This is a genomic window from Butyrivibrio sp. VCB2001 (assembly GCF_000423965.1).
GTDB lineage: Bacteria > Bacillota > Clostridia > Lachnospirales > Lachnospiraceae > Butyrivibrio.
The window spans coordinates 100,112-121,154 of record NZ_AUIZ01000006.1; the positions used below are offsets into that span (position 1 = coordinate 100,112).

21 protein-coding genes are annotated in these 21,043 nt (G+C 39.8%); 12 read left to right on the forward strand and 9 right to left on the reverse strand.

The features are described 5' to 3' along the window. The first annotated feature begins 132 nt into the window (after window positions 1-132). Complete coding sequence (locus tag G589_RS0108435; RefSeq protein WP_026521807.1) at window positions 133-1,380, forward strand: extracellular solute-binding protein; 1,248 nt, start codon at window positions 133-135, stop codon at window positions 1,378-1,380. A gap of 1 nt (window position 1,381) precedes the next feature. On the opposite strand, the gene G589_RS0108440 is transcribed toward G589_RS0108435, so the two are convergent. The 5 genes from G589_RS0108440 to G589_RS0108460 form a co-directional block, all read right to left on the reverse strand. Next, window positions 1,382-2,206, reverse strand: a complete 825-nt coding sequence (locus G589_RS0108440) for a TrmH family RNA methyltransferase (protein WP_026521808.1) — start codon at window positions 2,204-2,206, stop codon at window positions 1,382-1,384. After that, entirely contained in the window at window positions 2,190-3,374 is a 1,185-nt protein-coding gene (gene larC, locus G589_RS0108445; RefSeq protein ID WP_026521809.1) for a nickel pincer cofactor biosynthesis protein LarC, read from the reverse strand. The genes G589_RS0108440 and larC overlap by 17 nt, the downstream gene beginning before the upstream one ends. A 17-nt stretch (window positions 3,375-3,391) precedes the next feature. Further along, window positions 3,392-3,739, reverse strand: a complete 348-nt coding sequence (locus tag G589_RS0108450; RefSeq protein WP_022767683.1) for a hydrogenase maturation nickel metallochaperone HypA/HybF — start codon at window positions 3,737-3,739, stop codon at window positions 3,392-3,394. Between the two features lie 390 nt (window positions 3,740-4,129). Further along, window positions 4,130-5,431 carry an ATP-binding protein gene (locus G589_RS0108455; protein WP_026521810.1) on the reverse strand — a complete coding sequence of 434 codons (1,302 nt, stop codon included), beginning with the start codon at window positions 5,429-5,431 and terminating at the stop codon, window positions 4,130-4,132. A gap of 60 nt (window positions 5,432-5,491) precedes the next feature. Next, window positions 5,492-6,661, reverse strand: coding sequence for a replication initiation protein (locus G589_RS0108460; RefSeq protein WP_026521811.1), 1,170 nt, complete (start codon window positions 6,659-6,661; stop codon window positions 5,492-5,494). Window positions 6,662-9,839: 3,178 nt separating this feature from the next. On the opposite strand from G589_RS0108460, the gene G589_RS0108470 reads away from it, so the two are divergent. Together G589_RS0108470 and G589_RS19340 are read left to right on the forward strand one after the other, a co-directional pair. Then, complete coding sequence (locus G589_RS0108470; protein WP_022767680.1) at window positions 9,840-10,667, forward strand: ParA family protein; 828 nt, start codon at window positions 9,840-9,842, stop codon at window positions 10,665-10,667. Continuing rightward, window positions 10,667-11,227: a hypothetical protein gene (locus tag G589_RS19340; RefSeq protein WP_035775703.1), complete on the forward strand. Its 561-nt coding sequence runs from the start codon at window positions 10,667-10,669 to the stop codon at window positions 11,225-11,227. The genes G589_RS0108470 and G589_RS19340 overlap by 1 nt, the downstream gene beginning before the upstream one ends. A gap of 81 nt (window positions 11,228-11,308) precedes the next feature. Here G589_RS19340 and G589_RS0108480 read toward each other — a convergent pair whose 3' ends face one another. Then, the gene (locus G589_RS0108480; protein ID WP_022766405.1) at window positions 11,309-11,593 is read right to left on the reverse strand and encodes an HU family DNA-binding protein; all 285 of its coding nucleotides are present in this window, start codon (window positions 11,591-11,593) and stop codon (window positions 11,309-11,311) included. A 176-nt stretch (window positions 11,594-11,769) separates the two neighbouring features. Beyond that, entirely contained in the window at window positions 11,770-13,128 is a 1,359-nt protein-coding gene (locus tag G589_RS0108485; RefSeq protein ID WP_026521812.1) for an MATE family efflux transporter, read from the reverse strand. Window positions 13,129-13,225: 97 nt separating this feature from the next. Here G589_RS0108485 and G589_RS0108490 point away from each other — a divergent pair, with 97 nt between their 5' ends. Both G589_RS0108490 and G589_RS0108495 read left to right on the forward strand, forming a co-directional pair. Further along, window positions 13,226-13,594: a response regulator gene (locus G589_RS0108490; protein WP_022767677.1), complete on the forward strand. Its 369-nt coding sequence runs from the start codon at window positions 13,226-13,228 to the stop codon at window positions 13,592-13,594. A gap of 20 nt (window positions 13,595-13,614) precedes the next feature. Further along, window positions 13,615-14,019 carry an acetolactate synthase gene (locus tag G589_RS0108495; protein WP_022767676.1) on the forward strand — a complete coding sequence of 135 codons (405 nt, stop codon included), beginning with the start codon at window positions 13,615-13,617 and terminating at the stop codon, window positions 14,017-14,019. Window positions 14,020-14,089: 70 nt separating this feature from the next. On the opposite strand, the gene G589_RS0108500 is transcribed toward G589_RS0108495, so the two are convergent. Beyond that, entirely contained in the window at window positions 14,090-14,875 is a 786-nt protein-coding gene (locus tag G589_RS0108500) for a class B sortase (RefSeq protein WP_026521813.1), read from the reverse strand. A 123-nt stretch (window positions 14,876-14,998) separates the two neighbouring features. Here G589_RS0108500 and G589_RS0108505 point away from each other — a divergent pair, with 123 nt between their 5' ends. From G589_RS0108505 to G589_RS0108515, 3 genes are read left to right on the forward strand one after another with little or no spacing between them, the layout of a single operon-like run. Continuing rightward, on the forward strand, window positions 14,999-15,988 hold the full coding sequence (locus G589_RS0108505) for a helix-turn-helix transcriptional regulator (RefSeq protein WP_026521814.1): 990 nt from the start codon (window positions 14,999-15,001) through the stop codon (window positions 15,986-15,988). A 27-nt stretch (window positions 15,989-16,015) separates the two neighbouring features. Then, window positions 16,016-17,518 carry a 4-alpha-glucanotransferase gene (malQ, locus tag G589_RS0108510; RefSeq protein WP_026521815.1) on the forward strand — a complete coding sequence of 501 codons (1,503 nt, stop codon included), beginning with the start codon at window positions 16,016-16,018 and terminating at the stop codon, window positions 17,516-17,518. A gap of 24 nt (window positions 17,519-17,542) precedes the next feature. Further along, window positions 17,543-18,064: a cysteine hydrolase family protein gene (locus G589_RS0108515; protein WP_026521816.1), complete on the forward strand. Its 522-nt coding sequence runs from the start codon at window positions 17,543-17,545 to the stop codon at window positions 18,062-18,064. Here the strand turns inward: G589_RS0108515 and G589_RS21865 are convergent, their stop codons facing one another. Next, a complete protein-coding gene (locus G589_RS21865) occupies window positions 18,065-18,238 on the reverse strand; it encodes a hypothetical protein (protein WP_155832516.1) in 174 nt (57 codons plus the stop codon). It lies immediately after the preceding gene. Window positions 18,239-18,511: 273 nt separating this feature from the next. Here G589_RS21865 and G589_RS19345 point away from each other — a divergent pair, with 273 nt between their 5' ends. From G589_RS19345 to G589_RS19355, 4 genes are all read left to right on the forward strand, one after another. Continuing rightward, window positions 18,512-18,901, forward strand: coding sequence for a DUF4342 domain-containing protein (locus G589_RS19345; protein WP_022767670.1), 390 nt, complete (start codon window positions 18,512-18,514; stop codon window positions 18,899-18,901). Window positions 18,902-19,119: 218 nt separating this feature from the next. Next, window positions 19,120-20,409 carry a DNA polymerase IV gene (gene dinB, locus G589_RS19350; protein WP_035775705.1) on the forward strand — a complete coding sequence of 430 codons (1,290 nt, stop codon included), beginning with the start codon at window positions 19,120-19,122 and terminating at the stop codon, window positions 20,407-20,409. 13 nt (window positions 20,410-20,422) lie between these two features. Then, window positions 20,423-20,686: a hypothetical protein gene (locus G589_RS0108535; RefSeq protein ID WP_035775707.1), complete on the forward strand. Its 264-nt coding sequence runs from the start codon at window positions 20,423-20,425 to the stop codon at window positions 20,684-20,686. Between the two features lie 21 nt (window positions 20,687-20,707). Next, window positions 20,708-21,043 (forward strand): hypothetical protein, encoded by a 336-nt coding sequence (locus tag G589_RS19355; protein ID WP_035775709.1) that lies wholly within the window; start codon window positions 20,708-20,710, stop codon window positions 21,041-21,043.

The following is a 21,043-nucleotide window of genomic DNA, read 5'->3' on the forward strand; positions in this document are numbered from 1 at the left end:
CTCACCTCTTTTTAATTATGCTATATATTCTGTGCCATTTTAATTATACTATAAAGTTAATCATATTATTATCTATTTTTAATAAACAAACAAACTTATTATGATAGTATTGTATTGTTACGGAGGTTTGCTATGCACAAAAGTAGGACTTTTCTATCATTCATAATGGCTGCATGCGTGTGTTTCCTTGCTGTGGGATGCGCATCTTCCAAGGAATCCGTTCAGTCTCAGGGTTCTTCTGAAAGCACAAAAACCTTAACTATCGCAGCCAGAGACGGATCTCATGCAGATGTAATAAATGCTGTAAAGGGAAAGTTTGAACAAGAGAATAACTGCACCGTTGAGGTCATTCCCTTAAGTGCAGATGACATACGAAAAAATGTGATCGAAGACATATCAAACCCTGAGGGCAAATATGACATCATAATGATAGACGATCCACTAATGCCTGAATACATAGAGAAAAACGTACTTCAAAACCTCACTCAGCTCGGATACGCCGATGACGAGGACTTTGTCGACAAATCAAGACTTCTGGGAAAAGACCCTTATCCACTGGGCGCCACTTATGCTCTGCCCTTCTCGGGTAACGTTCAGCTCATATTTTATAATCCCGACTTAATTACCGATTCCGGATCTCTAAATACATGGAGTGATATTCTGACAGCCTGTGAAGAAGTACAGGCATCAGGGAAAAAAGGCTACGCCATAAGAGGACAGGCAGGTAACCCTATTGTTTCTGATTTTCTACCCATACTTTGGGCCTTTGGCGGAGATCTTTTTGACGAGAACAACAAAGTCATTCTGGATTCGAGAAAAAGCCGTGAAGCTCTTGAATTCTACTGCAAATTGTACAGTACCGGTGATAATTACGATAAAGACGGACTTATAAAAGCCATAAATGACGGCGAAGCAGCGATGGCACTTGGATGGCCTTCCTGGTTTATAACCGGAAGCGGAGCCACAGCTTCCATAGCTCAGATTCCCGGCAAATATTACAGTATATCCGAAACTTTTGCCACAGGAGAAATCGGTAACTGGCTCCTTGGAATCACAACAAATTCCAAAGATCCCCAGCTGGCACTTAAACTCTCAATCTATTTAACCAGCGCAGATGTTCAAAGAGAAGCTCTGGAATACGGCGGAGTTCCCACAAGGAAGAGTGTATTTAAAGACGATTCAATAATTGCCAAATATCCATACTTCCAGCAGCTATACAGCGGAACCAACAACTCCAGAGTCCGTCCAAGAACCACTAAATGGTCACAAATTGAGACCGTATTCGGAGAAGAGCTGGTAAAGTGCATAGAAGGCAGCCAATCCGTCGATGATACAATCAAAAACTCACAGAAAGCAATTTCCGATCTTATGAACGAATAATTCAGCTCTTTTTTGCAGCAAGCTCCCAGAATGTGACGGCGCTTGCTGCTGCTACGTTAAGGGAGTCTACTCCGTTAGACATCGGGATCTTAACAACATAGTCGCTGTCATTAATGGTCTTTTTCCTGAGGCCTTCTCCCTCTGTGCCCATTATTATTGCAAGTTTTTCTTCTTTTGCCAGGTTCTTGTCATTTATGCTTACGCTGTTATCAACCAGAGCCAGAGCAGCTGATCTAAAGCCAAGCTTATGGAGCACACTGATTCCTTCTTCATACCACTCATCACCTATAAAAGTCCATGGAACCTGGAAAACGTTGCCCATGCTGACTCTTATTGCCCTTCTGTAAAGGGGATCACTGCATCCACCGGTAAGTATCACTGCATCAATGTTAAGGGCAGCTGCAGAGCGGAATATTGCACCGACATTGGTTGGATTTTCCACATCCTCTAAAATGACTATTCTGCGCGCATTCTTTACTATATCCTCCGGTGACAAAAGCTCTTTTCTCCTCATGGCGCAAAGTGCACCTCTTGTGAGTTTAAATCCGGTTATCCGGGATAAAATATCCTCTGTTGATGTGTAAATTGGAATATCTCCAAGCCTTGGCAGAATCTCCTCCATCTCTCCGGTAAGCAGCTTATCCTCCACAAGTGCAGAAACCGGCTCAAATCCGGCGTCCAAAGCCCGTACAATAACTTTAGGGCTTTCCGCAATGAAAAGCCCTAAGTTCGGTTCATATATTTTCTTTAATTGATTCTCGTTTAAAGAATTGTAGATTGCGACATCTTCGCAGTTTAAATCCTTAAGATTAATTATTTCGCTCATTTTCCACCAGTTCGTTTTTCAACTCTATTAAAGATTTACCTGTTCGTCTTGCAATGCCTGCCAGGTCTTCGTATTCATATTTTTCACGCTTAATTCCGTGTCCGTAAGATCTCTTCACCCTGACTTCACCGTAAGGCGTGTCAATCTTCTTGATCTCTCTGAGCATGGTGTATCTGTTGTACGTATGCTCACGAACACCAAGAGTAGTGGTATATTTGAACATCACACTAAGGAGTCTCTCCTTGTCATCCTCGTTGCAAAGGACTGTCAAAAGGAATCCCGGGCGGTTCTTTTTCATATCAACTGATATTGTAAAAACGTCGAGTGCTCCTCTCTCAAAGAGCATCTCTGTTGCAAAACCAAGCTCCTCTCCGGTCATATCATCGATGTTGCAGGCGAGCTCAATTATCCTCTCGGCCTCTTCTGATGAATCACCGATCATCGCTCTTACGCAGTTGGCCTGGTCGAAATCTTTTTTACCCATGCCATAACCGATAGCATCTACCGTCATCACCGGCTGCGCGCCAAAATCAAAGGCAAAATACTTGACCAGAGCAGCACCTGTGGGAGTACAGAGCTCACCTACAGTCTTCTCCGGAGAATATGTTGGTATACCTTCCAGCAAAAGAGCTGTCGCAGGCGCAGGAACAGGAAGAATTCCATGCGCGCATTTAACCGTGCCATTTCCGACATTTATTGGTGAAACGATTATTTTATCAGGATCAAGCTCGTGAAGCAGATAACATACAGCAGTTATATCAGCTATGGCATCCATCTTACCGACTTCGTGGAAATGGATCTGAGAAACCGGCTCTCCATGAACCCTGCTCTCTGCCTGTGCAAGGATCTGGTACACTTCCCTTACGTCACTCTTGATTTCCTTTGAAATGTTAAGTCCTTCTATAATTTCTTCTATGTCATCAAGAGTGCTGTGATGATGATCATGGTCATGCTCGTCACCTTCTTCAATTCCATCTATCAAAACCGTAATATGATCGCCCAAAATGCCGCATTTTTTGATCTGGTCGAGTTTATATACCACATTGGGTATATTTATCGCATTTAAGGCCTCTATAACGCTGTTTTTATCTTCAAACAGTCCAAGTAACGAAGAAGCCATCATGTCACCGGCAATACCCATTTTGCATTCCAGATACAGTGTTTTCATAGCAGGTTTCCTTTCTATTACTCCTCAATCACAACATTATTCAGCACAACCCCTTTTCCCTCAATTATGTGGGCTTTTCTGCCTCCACAGACAGGACAGAGGTATCCGTTTTCTCTTGACGGAAAATATTCGTTGTTGCACTCCTCACACAAAGCCTTCACCGGAACCTCAACGCATATAAGCTCTGCTCCCTCAATTATTGTTCCCTTGGAAGCTTCCGGGAAATACTTTTGCATATAATACGGCATTACGCCACTTGTTTTTCCAATGTAAACTTCGATGCTCTTTACCTTTTTCGCCTCATTTTCCATGGCAACTTCAGCCGCCATAGAAACCATTTTAGCGATATAACTCATCTCATGCATCTAAACTTCTCCGCTCAATTTCTCATGTTTTACTATATTTTATTACAATTTAATTGATTATGACTACTTTTTTGTCGATAATATAAAAAGGAGGTGTGATATGGCTCACAATGTGGTTATAACCTGTGTTGGATGCGGTCGTTCTTTTGTAGCTCATAACAGCATGAATCCATTTTGCTGTAAAACCTGCAAAATAAGATATTCATACCACTACACTTTCAAGTGTCGTGAATGCCGAAATGCGTCCTGTGAGGTAAGAAATAACGCACTGGCAGGCTGTGCAACAGACTGTCCCAATCTAAAATGGGCTCCGTAATTATATAAATACAGCAAATCCGCGGCTATTACACCGCGGATTTTATTTATGTTATATAACATGTATATGATATATTATTTGCCCTGTAGATGTGTTATAAACTGCTGGGCAGTTCTTCCGGAAACGCCTCCATGACTGAGTTCCCATCTGTCTGCCTCAAGTCTTAGTTCTGATTCCTCCATCACAATACCGTTTCTCTCAGCCAAAACCTTAACGATATCATAGAATTCCTGCCTTGATGGCTTGTAATATCCTATTGTTACGCCGAATCTGTTAGCCAATGAGAGTTTCTCCTCCATGGTATCTGATCTGTGAATATCGCCATCCTGCTCGATATCCCTTCTATCCTTCCAGGTCTCCTTGATAAGATGACGTCTGTTGGAGGTTGCATAGATCAGGATATTGTCAGGTTTGGTCTCAACACCACCCTCAATTACGGCCTTCAGGAACTTATAATCGGATTCATCCTCTTCAAAAGAAAGGTCATCCATGTAAATTATGAACTTGTAGTTCCTGTTCTTGATCTGCGAAATAAGCTGTGAAAGAAGCCTGAACTGATACTTATAGATTTCTATCATTCTCAGTCCGTCTGCATAAAACTCATTGACTATAGCCTTTATGCTGGTGGACTTACCGGTTCCGCTATCACCAAACAGCAGGACATTATTGGCTTTTTTACCCTCAACAAAAGCCTTTGTATTGGCAATAAGCTTCTCTTTCTGAATCTCGTACCCTACAAGATCGTCCAAAACAACGCTATCCATGTTGTTGATAGGGTTAAATTCAACTTTCCCGTTAGGCAGCTCTCTGAGCCTGAATGCCTTATTAAGACCAAATTCTCCGACTCCGATTCTCTTGTAAAATGATGTTACCAGAGCAAAGAACTCGTCGTCAGACTGAGCGTTTTCAAGGCTTTCACTTAAGGTTCTGACCTTCTCACTGACATTTTGATTATACATAAGCTCCGGCTTATCAATTGCCTTATAGTTTGTTATGCAACTAAAGCAGTCAATCCCCAGAACTTCTTCAAGTTCTGAAAAATCGAAGTCAAAAAGCTCTTTAAACGCATGGAAATCGTTTATTGCAAAGTGATTGACACTGCCATCCTTACTGCCTACCTTCTCGCAGGTAAGACTGAAAGGATTCTCATCCATAATCAAGAGATAAGTCAGGTAATTGTGCCAAAGATTCTTGTCAAATGCACAAGACGTTCCCAGGACTAAAAGACGTTTAACCTGCTTGTAGCAGCGTGTAATAAGATCTGCATTAGAATAGCTTCCGCTGTGATAATCTTTGTAAACCTCGGAAAGCTGAATGAGGATTGAATCCTTTGGTAAATCCCCGTAAATAAGCAGTTTAGCGACAATTTGTTCCATCTGCTCCTCCGTCAAAAGAAGTTATCTATGTTATATAACACAAATAACATATATGTCGATTTAATTCTCTAAAAGTTTCCTCTCAAGCTCTTCAAAATCATAGTCTGTGCGCTGTGAAAAGTTATTGAAAGAGTTGTTCTTAGCAGCTTTTGACTTAGATTCTGTATTGTAGTAACCCTTCTTAATGCAGTCCTTGATAAAAGCTATAGGAACATCAATATCTGTTCCGTAATTCTGCATGTATTCGTAAGCCTTTTTTATCTTGGAAATATCATAATCAGCCGCCTCAGCGATTTCTCTGATCTCCCTGAGCTTAAAGTCATCATGCATAAGGTCAATAAGTTCATCTAATATCTCATCTCTGTTAGCCTGCACAATCTGTACAGTCTTAGGCGCCTCAAGATCCTTCTTGGTTACAAAAAACCTGATTCCAACTGCCTTACGCCCGCTCTTAATAGGCTCATAATCAACAACCAGGCTGGTCTTGTTATTAAGCTCTTCCTTCGCCTTTAATAGGACATTTCTGTTAAAGATCTTAAATTCCTTGTATTTATTCTGACCGGTCTTCTCTGCCAGTTCATCAATTCTGTCATAATCAGGAGAATCCTTCTCAAGCTCAGCTTTGATTTCCTTACTTCCGCCGGAATTGATGATACCAAGCTCTAATTTGAGCTCGGGAAGAAGATACTCAAACACCATATCTCCCTGTTTCTTGGTAACTGCAGATTGATAGTCGTATGCAGATTTAAGCATCTCATAAAGCCTTAACGAGTATACACTCTTAAGGCTTAGTGTTTCTGCCAAGCTGAGGACTGTGTAATCCTTCTGCAAATTGACAATTTTATCTGTCAGAGAGTTATTATATCTAAGGGTAAGCGTTCCATTCTTAAAAGATGCATCGGTTACCACCTGATGGGCCTCAATTTTACCGTTTTCCTTGTCTTTCATGAGAAGATTCCAGTCAAATATAGTTGCTCCCTTGATCTGTCTGTCACAGAGAGCCTCTATATGCTCATATAAAGAACCTGAGCTGGACTTGAACATCTTCCTGAGGTCCGTACCATAAATAGTTGCAACAACATTGTTGGTCTCATCAACATGTATATGCTGCATTCCTATGGCAAAAAGCTTCTGGCTAAGAGCTGTACCCTTACCCATGGCATTAATAAGTTCATTGGATTTCTTATAGCTCTTATTTACAATGAGCTGATCTCTCTTCTCTTTCTGCATCTTAAACCGGTTCCTTTTTTGTTCACCTATTGGTATAATAAGTTATTCCTTTTTTCTTCACCTTTAGGTTGTCAGTGTTTAAATAACATTCCCTTTTTATAAACCTTATCTATATTATATTCCCTTTCTTGTCACTTACAAGCTTTTTCTTACAATATTTTGTAGGTAATTATCGATTTTACCACTATTAATTGTTGGCTATTCCAGTCAACGTCTGCTATTCCCTATTTGTACACCTTTCAAAAATAGCCATTCCCTTTTTGGTACCTTTAACCATTTTGGATAAACTAATACGGTCAATATTATACCCTTTTTAATCACCTTTAACGCCCTTTTACATACCCATATTCTCCCGGATTATCAGAAAGCCCATTAATACTGGCTTTTTTGCTACTATAGCTGTACTCCATGTTCCCTTTTTAGTCACCTTTAATTCCCTTGTTGTGCACCTATATTAGAAATGTGAGATAAAATACCTGGTTTTGCTGCCTTTAAAATCTCTTTTTAAACTAATGAATGTTACCAAAAGCATTCTCTCAAGATCAGAAATCCTTATTTTCGCCATAATAACACCTTTTAGATTCATTCCCTTTTTAGTCACCTCACTATTCCCTTTTAGGTCACCAATCATAAGTCAACATGCCTGAAACGCCCTATTTATCGCCCTTTTACGGATATAAATAAAAATTTTACTCCATTCCCTTTTCAGTCACCTTTATTCCCTTTTTTATACCTTTACATACCTAAAACAGTCCCCTGAAAGTTATTTCCTACATCCCTAATAAAGTCACTGCAAAAGCCCTATTAGTACACCATCCATCCCCTTTTCCCCTACTTTTTATCCCCTTTTTACTCACCTTAAAGCTCTTAAACCCGCAATTTTACTGGCTTTTGCCCTACTCTTAATTAATAACAAGTGTAAGTATTAATAAATACAAATAAACAACACAGTTTGTAAGTAGAAATTATGTAAATCCGGAACTAAAATAAATTTAGGTAAATATAAAAAGACTATTTTAATGAGATATATAAGAATGTAAGAAAAATGAAGATAGAGATGATCCGGTAAGGAATGAGTAGAATCTTAACCAGGAACAATTAAATCAAGAATCTAAAAGAAATAAAGAAATAAAGGAACGAACAATAAGAAAAGAATAAGAAGAATAATTAAAATTCATTGAAGCATAAACGAATTAAAAGCTGCAAAATGCTAAAATATAACAAATTAACAGAAATTATTGAATTTAATTCTAAATTTAATAACAACTGAAACGAAACAATTTCAATAAAATATAATTAAAATAAATAAAGAATTATACAGCAGAATTATACAATAAAAATAACGTACGATACATAAACATATCATACGTTTATCTCTTTTATCAATCTGATAATGCTACATGCATTGATAATATTCTATGAAGACATTATGACAGATATAAAAATCCTGCAAAAATGAATAATGACTAATCAAGTCAAACATCTATGTTGAAATTTCGTTTATCGAACTTAATCAAGTAACATATTAAAATCAAAATTAATAATATATTATATACCCGATAAAATATGATTGTATAACATGCGATATATAAAACGTTCAACCAATCTTCCATCTACCATTATGCAATAAAACTTGCAACTTGATGAATTTTACATCCAGATCTATTTTTGATTACCTTAAATCCCCTTAAAATGCGCATCTTAAACGATATCTGATGTTTTAGAACAAAATTGCACCTTCGCGATTGCAAGTTTATAAAATCTTTATAATTTATTAATCGATTTTTCAAACATATTCTACGTAAATTATTACGTCTACAGGTCCTGAAAATCTAAAATAGAGTTAAAGGATTAAAAACGCTCTTTTTATTGATGATAATTAATGTTTTCAACTATTTTACATATCCTGGCAGTGGATTTCATAAACTTTACCGGCCCGCGAAATAATAAGAATGAATTTCAAAGTAAATCAGATAAAAATCAATTAAAAGATCCGGCTACCAGGGAGGTAAAAGCTCAACAGAAAGTATAAATTAAATAAACAATATAACACATATAATATAAAGAACACATATTACAAATATATAATATCATAAATATCTAACATATTCAAGTAATATATTATAAATGTAAAATATAAAATATTAAACTAATATAATATATAATACATATATTTAAAATATGAAAAATATGGAAAATATAAAGAATATAAATGATATATGATATAGTAAATATACAAGATATAAATATTATATAATCACATAAGATATATAACATGAATAAAAACTATAACATCAATAATGTATAGAATATATTGAATGCATTTAATATATAGAATAAATATATAATATAAGAAATATATGAATTATAAAATAAATATGATATATAACATTAATATAACTACGATACATAAGAAATATAATTCATTTAAGATATATAACATATAAATATTGTAAAGATAAGCATTTGCCAGGCGTATATAAGACATATAACAAATATAAATCAAGAATTAAATGATGTGACCGTTATGTTCTGCTAAAGGTCCACCAGGACAGATAGAATTAACACGATTTTTACCATTATAAGATATATATGTTATATATCATGTAAGAGAACTAATTCTATTAGGCCAGTAAACATGCATGTTTCCGGATTGCAACATATTTAATAATAAAACTCCCTGTAATAGCAGATATGTCTAAATTAGAAAACTGATATGATCAGAAACTAAATAATATAATGTGATAGTATTTATATATGATATATAACAATGCCTGAGCTAAGATAATATTCCTTGAAATAGTTAATCACCCGGATCGCAAACATTGAATCAAGTGATGCAATATAAAAGATATATGTTATATAACATCAATAATAGAAATTTAAAAGTTAAGAACGATATAAGCTTCTATAATATCTATGAAATAAATATGTTATATAACATACACATGTCAATAGAACTATTAAATATGCTATATAACAAATATAATATAAATAAGATTAATGCAAAAAATGAAATTATTAAAAAAGCATATAATATATATAACATATAGATGTGAAATATAATATATTTATCATATTACTTATTGAATTTAAATGTACCAAGATATATAATTAAGAAAGGATTGAATGTATAAAATTTATAACAGATATATGTTATATAAGTTTGGGAGGAGCCATGCGAATAGTAGCATTTAGTAATCAGAAGGGCGGAGTTGCGAAGACAACATCAAGCTACGCTCTTGCGGTAGGATTGGCCAACAGGGGATACAAGGTTCTTGTAATAGATGCCGATCCTCAGGAAAACCTGTCTATGACAGCAGGAATCAATTTAAATGAGATCGATCCCGATCCTGAGGATATTGAAGCACTTACACCGGAACAACAGGAATATTTCTTCAAAAACGTCCCTGCTAAATTATTTGAGGTCATGAAGGGGGAAAAGGACATTAATCGCGCCATTATTCCAATAGGGGACAATTTGGACCTTATAGTAGGTGGAATCGACCTTGCATCCGCAGATATGACCTTTGGAGACCTGGGACGAGAGAGACTGATCAAGAATGCAATCGGCAAGCTCAAGAAAGACTATGATTTCTGCATATTTGACTGTAGTCCGGCTCTTGGCGTTGTTCTTATGAACATACTGACCGTGGCAGATGAGGTAATAATACCGTTGGAGCCAGGCGCATACTCACTTCAGGGATTATCAAGGCTGTATAAATTTATAGATCAGATTCATGATTATACTAATGATAAGCTGGTAGTTGACGGTATTCTCGTTACTAAGGTAAGAAATACAGCCAATTCAAAGATCTGGATCAATGATATTGAAGAGAAGGCGGAATTACTTGGCACTAAGGTGTTTAAGTCTAAGATAAGATTAAATGTATCTGTTGAAGAGGCACAGACCATGAAGATGGATATATTCGAATATTCCGGTGGTTCAGCAGCAGCTAGAGACTATGATGATTTCATTGATGAATTCTTGGGGGAGGATGAGTGATGGCAAGTAAAGCGAACATGTTAAAACAGGGCGCCAATAAAACTGGTATGGGTTTATTTGCAGGAATGTCAAGGCTGGATGCCAAAGAAGAAGCGCCTTCCAAGGCTGTTGAGATAACAGAAGATATTGTAAAAGAAGAAAAACCGACCAAAGTAGTCAACGAAACAAAGAAAGAATCTGTTCAGGTAAAGGTGGCGGAAGTGCCTGTTGAGGAGCCGGTAGTAGAAGCCCCTGTAATGCCGCAGCCACAGGTTCAAACACCTGTTATTGAAGAAATTCAAGAACAACCCGAAGTTATTAATGAGAGAATTAATAAAGCGGAAAAAGTTGATAAAACCGAGACTTCTGCCAAGGGCAACAGCAGATACGAGAAAGAGAAGTTCCTCCTTCTGGATATCAGAGGCTACAGAGACTATGTTGAACATATGGCTAAGGCTGCAAATATGTCAGCAACAAAGTACATCAGAAACCTTATCCAGCAGGATATGGACAAAAATAACGATATTTACCTCGCTCACAAGGAATTAGAGGAAAAGCTAAGAGGAAGATCAGGAAACTAAGAAAAACGTCTAAAATCGCCTTTAAATGCATTTTAAAAGCCCCCGGACATAAGTCCGAGGGCTTAAATAATGTCTATTAAATTATTTCTTCTTTCCGTTTACAGCATCCTTGAGTGCCTTACCAGCTTTGAATTTAGGAACTGTAGCTGCAGGAATCTTGATAGCTGCGCCAGTCTGAGGATTCTTACCTGTTCTAGCTGCTCTCTTAGCTGTCTCGAATGTTCCGAATCCAACGAGCTGAACTTTGCCTTTCTTCTTAAGCTCTTTTGATACAGCGTCTGTGAAAGCCTTAACAGCCTTCTCTGAATCCTTCTTTGAAAGACCAGTCTCTTTTGCGATAGCATCAACAAGTTCTGTCTTATTCATGGTATAATACCTCCCTCAAAATGAGTAATTTTTACTACAATGAAAATTTTACACCTTGTTTTGGGCATTCTCAATAGATTAAACACGAAAAAATGCCAAAATTCATTGTGTTTTTTAGTGCAGAATTCTGAAAAAGCGCTAAACTATTGACTTTTTACAAAAAGAGTATTACAAATTCACAGTTTTGCTACTGTTTGGCGGTATACTTTGAGGAAATAGTAGGCAGAAAGGGCAAGTGAAGCTACCTCTGCGATAGGAAATGCGAGCCAAACGAGGTTTATATTGCCGGTCTTAGACAAGAGCCATGCAGCCGGGATTAGTACAACAAGCTGTCTGCCTACGGATATGATCAGAGAGTAAATGCTCTTTGAAAAGGCCTGGAATATGGATCCCATGGTTATGCACAGGCCTGCAACAGGGAATGACAGGCATATAGTGCGAAGCGCCGGAATACCTATATTGAGCATGTCTTCATCTGCATTGAATATTCCAAGGAGCTTATCAGGTATGCTGAAGAATACAATTGCACCTATAAACATGATGGAAAGGGCAAGTGCAAGTGAAAACCTGAGAGCTTCATTTATGCGGGATTTCTTTTTGGCACCATAGTTGTACGCAAGTACAGGTATAAGTCCGTTGTTTAAGCCAAATACCGGCATAAAGATAAAGCTTTGAAGCTTGAAATAGATGCCGAATACTGCTGTGGCAATAGGTGATAGCATGATGAGAATCTTGTTTAGCAGATAAGTCATGATTGAGCCGATAGACATCATGAGTATTGAAGGCACGCCAACGTAGTAAATTTCTCTGATAGTTTCAAGCTCCGGGTGGAGTATCTTTTTCCAGGAAAAGACAATTTCCTTATTGAACTTCAGATTACAGGTGAGTCCTATCGCAGCTCCGATAAACTGACCCAAAACTGTGGCATAAGCAGCTCCAGCGACGCCAAGTTCGGGGAAAGGCCCGATTCCGAAGATAAGAAGCGGGTCAAATATAATATTGATTATTGCACCTGTTGCCTGAGAAACCATGCTGAATATGGTCTTTCCTGTGGACTGAAGAAGCCTTTCAAAGGTCATCTGGAAGAATATTCCGGCAGAAAACAGGCAGATAATTCTTAGGTATTTTGTGCCGAATTCCATGATTATTCCACTGCTGTACTGAGAGGCAATAAATGGACGGGCAAAGAAAATACCTATGATAAAAAAGAGTACGAAATTGAGGAATGTCAGAAACAGACCATTATTGGCTGCAGCATCGGATTTATCAAATCTCTTTTCGCCGAGTGATCGTGAGAGAAGAGCATTAATACCGACTCCGGTTCCGGAGCCCATAGCAATCATCAGGTTTTGCATTGGGAAAGCTAAGGTAACGGCGGTGATGGCTTCAGTTGCGTGATTGGGAATACGGGCTACGAAGGCACTGTCTACTACGTTATAAAGAGCCTGCACCAGCATGGAGATCATCATGGGCAGGGACATAGAAATGATTAGTTCTTTTATGGGCATTACGCCCATTTTGTTTTCTTGATTCATGGATTTTCCTTTGGATTTTTCTTTTTTTCATTTATTATACATGATAATATAATAAAAAGACCTTTTTAGTGATATGTATTGATGTGAAGGAGACTATATGCGTAAAAGAGTACTTATTGCTGATGATACTACACTGATGAGAGAGATGATTAGAGGAGCGCTTCCGGCTGAGGACTATCAGATTGTCGGAGAGGCGACATCCGGTGATAAGGCAATTGAACTTTATCAGGAGACTAAACCGGATGTAATGATCCTTGATATAAATATGCCTAAAATGAACGGCATTGACGCACTTACAGAGATAATGAAGATTGATCCCAATGCCAAGGTTATCATGTGTTCAGACCAGAAGTATGAGTCCATGATCATGATGGCCCTTAAAAAGGGAGCTAAGGACTTCGTAATAAAGCCTTTTACATCGTATGATGTGCTTCTTGCGGTCAAGAAGCTCTTCGATGGGGAATAAATACAGAAAGAGAGACAGTTATGTTAGACCAGGTTTCAATTTACGCAGAGAACAAGAAAGGATGCTTTCAGAACATCACAGGACTTCTTAATTCCAACGGAATCAACATTTTAGGTTCTGTAACCAATGATTCGGCAGAATACGGAATTATCAGAATGGTGGTTTCAGATCCGGCAAAGTGTCTTGAGGTCCTTAGAGGAGACGGCTATATTTGCAAAACTACGCCGGTTTTAGCCGTTGAATGTCCGGATGAGGTCGGAGCCCTCGACAAGATATTAAAGACGCTGTATTCCAGCAATATTAACGTTAATTATATATATCTTTCATTCAACAGAGAATCGGGACTTCCAATCATGGTTATGCATACTGATGACATATATCAGGTGGAGAACATCCTTACAAACAAAGGATATAACTGCATTTGATCCTGATAAAGCGAGAATATAGATATAATAAATAAGTCATAGATGTTATATAACATCTATGACTTTTCTTTTAATTATTTAATGCCCAACCATCGACCTTGGCAGTATGGATAACCAGTCTTTTTCCGCTTCCGGATCTACCGCTACAGGTGGAGAGAGTAAGGATAGAAGGGAATTCGTCAAGGTTTAGATCTGCTGGCTTTTCATACAGATTGTTGCTTGCAATATATTTAATGAAATCGTTGTACTCCTGCTCGGAGGTTACAACCGAATATGAGTCACTTCCGACGTTCGTTACGTAATAGGCGAAAACGCGGTACTTATAGACGGCATTTTCTGTGTAGATATAGACATAAGGATTTGAATCGATAATTTCCCTGCCACCCTCCTGGATGAGCTGTTTGAACTTACCGAACATTGCACCGTTTCTCATGTTGTGGCCGAAAATGATATCGTGCATTCCGGTGAAATCCGTAGTGCTGAGAACATCGGTGAAAAGACATCCTGAGCTGTTGTACTTGCCTTCAAAGGTCTTTTTGATGTACTCGTCGATCTCTTTTTCGTGAACAACAGGGTAGCTTAAGTCAAAGCATGGCATGTAGATCCAGGCCACAAAGTCGCTGTTTATGCCCTTTAACTGGGCATAATCAATCTGAAGAGGCGGATATGTAGCGCCATCCGGCATTTCTGCCTTATTTGCTACGGATATGGAATCCTCAACCAGCTCCTCATACTCGGTGCCTGCTATGTTATATTCCTGCTTCTCTCTGTAAATACCTATGGACTCATATATTATTATCGCAATACAGATTAGGATTACTATGAGCCTGAAGGCTTTACTGCGAATAATCTTCATGAAAATCCCTCTCAAAAAATAATAGTCTTCTATTTCATTCTATTACCCAAATATCGCTAAATCAAGAAAAATGCACTATAATTGATATTGTTATGCCGGTTCATTTTACAGGGAGGATGAAGCATGCCAAGAAGTGCTAATCAGAAACTAAAGCTATATTATCTCTACCGGATTTTACTGGAAAAAACCGATGACAATCACACTATAACCATGCCCGAGATACAGCAGCAGCTTGAAAGTCGCGGCATTGCAGCTGACAGAAAGAGCCTTTATGACGATATGGATGCTCTTAGGATGCTGGGATTTGATGTTATCGGTGAAAAAGACGGAAGAAACTTCTGTTATCACCTTGGCAGCAAGGAGTTTGAGATAGCAGAGCTTAAACTCCTGGTGGATGCTATTCAGTCTTCCAAATTTATTACAGAAAAGAAGTCCAGCGAACTTATAAAGAAGCTCACAGGGCTTGTAAGTGACTACGAGGCGCTGCAGCTTAAGCGTCAGGTGGTGGTTCAGGGCCGTATAAAGACCATGAACGAGAGCATTTATTACGTAGTAGATGAGATCCATAGTGCAATCAGTAACAACAATAAGATCCGATTCAATTATTTCAAATGGAATATCAATAAAGAGATGGTTCCGAGAAAAGAGGGAAAATATGAGGTAAGTCCCTGGGCGCTGACCTGGGATGACGAGAATTATTACCTGATAGCATTTGACTCAGAAGCAGGAATCATCAAGCACTACAGAGTCGATAAGATGCGTGATATCGATATTATCGAGGAGAAAAGAGAGGGAAGAAGCCACTTCGAGGAAGTTGATATGGCCACCTACGCCAGGATGAATTTCGGAATGTTTGGTGGAAAAGAGGTCAAGGTTAAGCTTAAGTTCAAGAAGGACCTGGTGGGAGTTTTGCTGGACAGATTCGGAAAAGATATTGCTATTCGATCTACAGACGATGAGGAGTGGGCGGAAGCAAATGTCGATGTGGCCCTCAGCGAACAGTTTTTGGGATGGATCTTTTCCCTTGGCTCAAGTATAAAGATTGTTGGCCCGGATGAGGTTGTAAAGCGCTTTACAGAGGACCTTGGCGCAATTGAAAAGCTATATAAATAACAAATGTTATCTAAGGAGGATAAGATTTTGAACAGGGAAAGCGGAGTGCTGATGCCTATTTTTTCACTGGCATCAAGATTTGGGATTGGATGTTTTTCAAAAGAGGCATTCGAATTTGTGGACTTTTTGGAGAAGTCCGGACAGGGATACTGGCAAGTTTTGCCACTTGGCCCTACGGGCTACGGAAATTCTCCGTATCAGCCACTTTCGGCCTTTGCAGGCAATCCATATTTTATTTCGCCTGAAAAGCTCATAGAAGAGGGACTTTTGTCCTGGGATGATGTAAACTGCATGGATTTTGGCGGCAATCAGGAGTGCGTGGACTACGGAAAACTCTACGAAAACAGATATAAGGTACTGGAGAAGGCATACGACAATTTCCTTGAAAAGGGCGAAAAGAAGGAGCTGGATAAGTATTTTAAGGAAAATGCATACTGGCTTGAGGATTACGCATTATACCTCGTGATCAAGGAGCTCCAGGGCGGCAAATCCTGGACAGACTGGGATAAAGAGTTAAGAAGCCGCGATAAAAAGGTTATAGATGAGATAAAAAAGACCAACAAAAAGGAAATGGAATTCATCTATTTCCAGCAGTTTAAGTTTGATGAACAGTGGAAGGCGCTCCTTGAATATGCGCACAAGCACAATGTGAAGATCATAGGAGATCTTCCCTTTTATGTTGCCATGGACAGCGCAGACAGCTGGTCACATCCGGAAGTCTTTGAGATGGACAAAGACTTTGAGCCCAAGTCAGTGGCCGGATGTCCTCCGGATGCTTTTTCACCTACAGGCCAGCTTTGGGGAAATCCCATTTATGATTGGGATGCTCTCAAAAAAGACGGCTATTTGTGGTGGATAAAGAGAATTGAGCGCAATTATCAGTGGTTCGACGTGATCCGTATCGATCATTTCCATGGATTTTCCGAGTATTACGAGATTCCTTTCGGGGATGAGACTGCAAAGAACGGCAAAATGAAGAAGGGTCCTGGAATGGATCTTTTCAATGCACTTAAAAAGAGCCTTGGAGAGCTTGATATGATTGCAGAGGATCTGGGAAATACCACAGAGGAGAATGTTAAACTCCTTAAGGATTCAGGCTTCCCGGGAATGAAGGTGCTTCAATACGGCTTCACAAGCTGGGACAGCTGCTATGTAAATCACAGACACGAGAAAAACTGTGTTGTTTATACCGGCACCCATGATAACACACCGACTTTTGCCTGGGTTCAGGAGATTAACGAGGGCGAAAGGTCTTTTACCAGAAGATACATAAACTCCATGAATACGGACTACGGCGCTTTTGTGTGGGATATTATCAGGGAGGCATATCGCTCCGTGGCAGATTTGTGTATAATTCCTTTACAGGATTATCTGTGTAAGGGAAAGGAAGCCAGGATCAATACCCCGGGAACTGCAGAGGGGAACTGGCAGTGGCGCCTTACACCGAACTATCTCTCGGAGGATCTGGCAAGAAGCATCAGGCTTTTGAGTGAGACTTATAGCCGTCTGCCCAAGGCTTCCGAGGAATAAATTATATTTGGGAGAGAGAAAGATATGAGAAAAATACTTATTGTCATCGACATGCAAAAGGACTTTGTTGATGGGGCACTTGGAACAAAAGAGGCAGTGGCCATCGTGCCAAACGTGGTAGAAAAAATCAAGCGTTATGATATAAAAGACGTATTTGCCACAAGAGACACACATCAGCCCAACTATATGGAGACTCAGGAGGGAAAGAACCTCCCGGTTGTTCACTGCGTAGAGGGAACAGAAGGATGGGAAATAAATAAAGCCGTTGCAGCCGTACTTGATGGGGCAACTATCTTTGATAAGCCCACCTTCGGCTCAGCAGCTCTCTGTGATGCAATATTAAAGCTCTCCAAGGAAGAAGAGCTGGAAATTGAGATGGTCGGACTTTGCACCGACATCTGCGTTGTATCAAATGCGCTCATGCTCAAGGCCTTTATGCCCGAAGTCAAGATCAGCGTTGATTCCTCATGCTGCGCGGGTGTTACCGTGGAAAAGCACGAAGCAGCGCTTGAAACCATGAGATCATGTCAGATCAATGTCATCTGATCAGCCAAGAAGCAGGATGATAAATGTAATAAATGAAATGGCAAATACGGAAGTTGTGGTGGCTGTAATGACTTTCTGAGTGAGAACTTCCTTATCTACGTACTTTCCGCCGATGTTTATTGCATCCACTACTTTTGCGCAATGTGATTTTGAATAAAAATTTGAATTGCCCATTGGTATAGTCTCCGTGTGATATAACAACAACCGATATAGCTATAATACCCTATAATTCTGTATTTCTCGTAATCAGTCGCTAAAGAAAGTATAAAAAGAGTCTGTATTTTTTGTGGATTATTACTGCAGGACATGCATAAGGAGAAAAATATGCGGTTATAATTCACGGAATACAATATTTTTGTGGATAGTATCTCCGGATATAATCATATCATCAGCAAAACACATAGCTGATTTCGAGATAGATCACAAAGATTAGAGGAGGGACTTAAAATGGAAATCACATTAGAAGCTATCGAGAAAGTAATGGAGGCAACAGGAGTTGAATACAAGACTGCTAAAGAAGCCCTTACAAAGACAAACGGAAATGCTGATGAGGCTATCAAACTGATCCGTCCCGATACAATAGACATCGGAGAAGAGGCTAAGGCAGCTGTAGAAAAGCTCAAAAAGAAAGTGGAAGAGGGCAATGTAGACAGAATCCAGATTCGCAAGGATGACGAGATTGTACTCAGTGTTCCTGTAAATGTAGGAATCATCGGAGGATTTCTTGGACTTGCTGCAGCACCCTGGGCCATGATCGCCGGTTCTGTAGCAGCATTCGGACTTGGATGCAAGCTTGAAGTAGTAAAAAAAGACGGAACTACCGATGAAGTAAAGTAATAAAAAACTGAATACTAAATATGACAGGGCCACTATTCATCTCTGATGGATAGTGGCCTTTTCTGTTGCGCCATTTATCTGCTGCGCGGGGGAATGAGTCCAATAAAGGGCCCACCACAACATCTAGCGGTTGATTTTTCGAACAAACATTCGTACAATAAAAGCACAAACAAGAACAGATGTTCGCAACACATGTTTGCGAGTGCTAAGGAGTGGTTATGGATGATGACAGGATCATACTTCATTCAGACTGCAATTGTTTCTACGCATCGGTAGAGATGTTGCACAATCCGGGTCTCAGGGATATACCCATGGCAGTGGGAGGAGATCCGGAGGCCAGGCACGGGATCATACTTACTGCCAATTATATAGCCAAGAGACGCGGAGTTAAGGTTGGAATGGCCCTCTGGGAGGCCAGGAAGGTCTGCGGAGATCTGACTATTGTTTCACCAAACTACGACGAATACATAAGATTTTCACGCAAGGCAAGGAAGATTTACTCGGATTATACGGATCTGGTCGAGCCCTATGGGCTTGATGAGTCCTGGATCGACATAACGCACTCAAAGGATATGCTTGGAACTGATACAGGAATGTCCATTGCAAAAGAGATATCAAACCGGGTCAAAAGAGAACTGGGAATCACGGTTTCCATAGGTGTTTCGTGGAACAAGGTCTATGCCAAATTCGGTTCTGATTATAAGAAGCCGGATGCGATAACACAGATTTCCAGAGATAATTACCGGGATATTCTGTGGAGTGCACCGGCATCGGATCTTTTGTATGTGGGAAGGCACACAAGTGAGAAGCTCAGGAAATACGGAATAATAACCATAGGAGACCTGGCCAAGGCGGATCCTGAGAGCCTTCACAATATATTTGGCAAGATAGGTTACGTTCTGTCGGCTTTTGCAAGGGGGGAGGATCAGACTCCGGTGGCGGCTGTGGGCGAGTCATCTCCTATAAAGAGCGTTGGAAACAGCACAACGACACCAAGAGATCTGGTTAATGACGAGGATGTCCGTATGGTCATATACCTGCTTTCGGAAAGTGTGGCAGCAAGGCTCAGGGAGAACCACTTTATCGGAGATGTAATAGGCATCAGCGTAAGAGATAACGGCCTGTTTAGCTTCACAAGACAGCACAGAGTCAAGATTCCAACCAATATTTCCGAGGAGATCGCAGGCTACGCCTGGCAGCTTTTTAAAGAAAATTATGACTGGGCTCATCCGATCAGAAGCGTGGGAGTGAGGGTGGCTGGGCTTGTACCCGATACGATGCCTTATCAGACGGATCTTTTCAGGAGTGAGGCACTCAGGGAGAAGTATTTAAGAGCTGATCTTGCAGTCACTGATATACGAAGGAGATATGGCTATAGCGCTGTGCTTCGGGGCCTTATGTATTATGACAGGGAATTGTCCGGACTTGATGCAAAGGCTGATGACCACATGATCCATCCGGTGGCATATTTCCAGAATGGAAACAAGGTTCTTGGGGAGAATGAATGATAGGAGGCCGGATATGGCGATTCGGATAGGACATAAGGTTTATGTGGATACGGTGGTTGAATTTTCGGATGAAGGAGAGATACGTCCTTTGTCCATAGAGTGGGAAGACAGCAGGAAATATCAGATAACAAGGGTTAAGGATTGCGTTCCCGGAGCCAGCAGAAGGGCCGGCGGAGCGGGACTTGTATATACCTGCATTGTAGATGGAAAAGAGATTCACTTGTATTTTGAGGACTCACCCTCCGGTGCCAAGTGGTTTCTGGAGTCCAAGGCCTGATAGAGAAAGGAAGGTTTGACTATGATTTATGCGGTAGATTTTGACGGAACATTAAGCATGGGCGAGTGGCCAGAAGTTGGACCGGCCAACAGCGGGCTTATAGATTATCTTATAGACAGACAAAGGGGCGGTGATAAGCTCATACTCTGGACTTGCAGGGCAGGAGAACCTCTGGAGAGAGCGGTGAAGTTTTGCAAGGATCATGGGCTGAATTTTGATGCAGTCAATGATAATCTTCCGGAGACAATAGAGAAGTACGGTTCCAACTCCCGCAAGATCACCTGTGATGTGTATCTGGATGACAGAGCATGCCGTGTCGATGGTGCAGCGACAGATTTTTTAGGATATACTTTATAA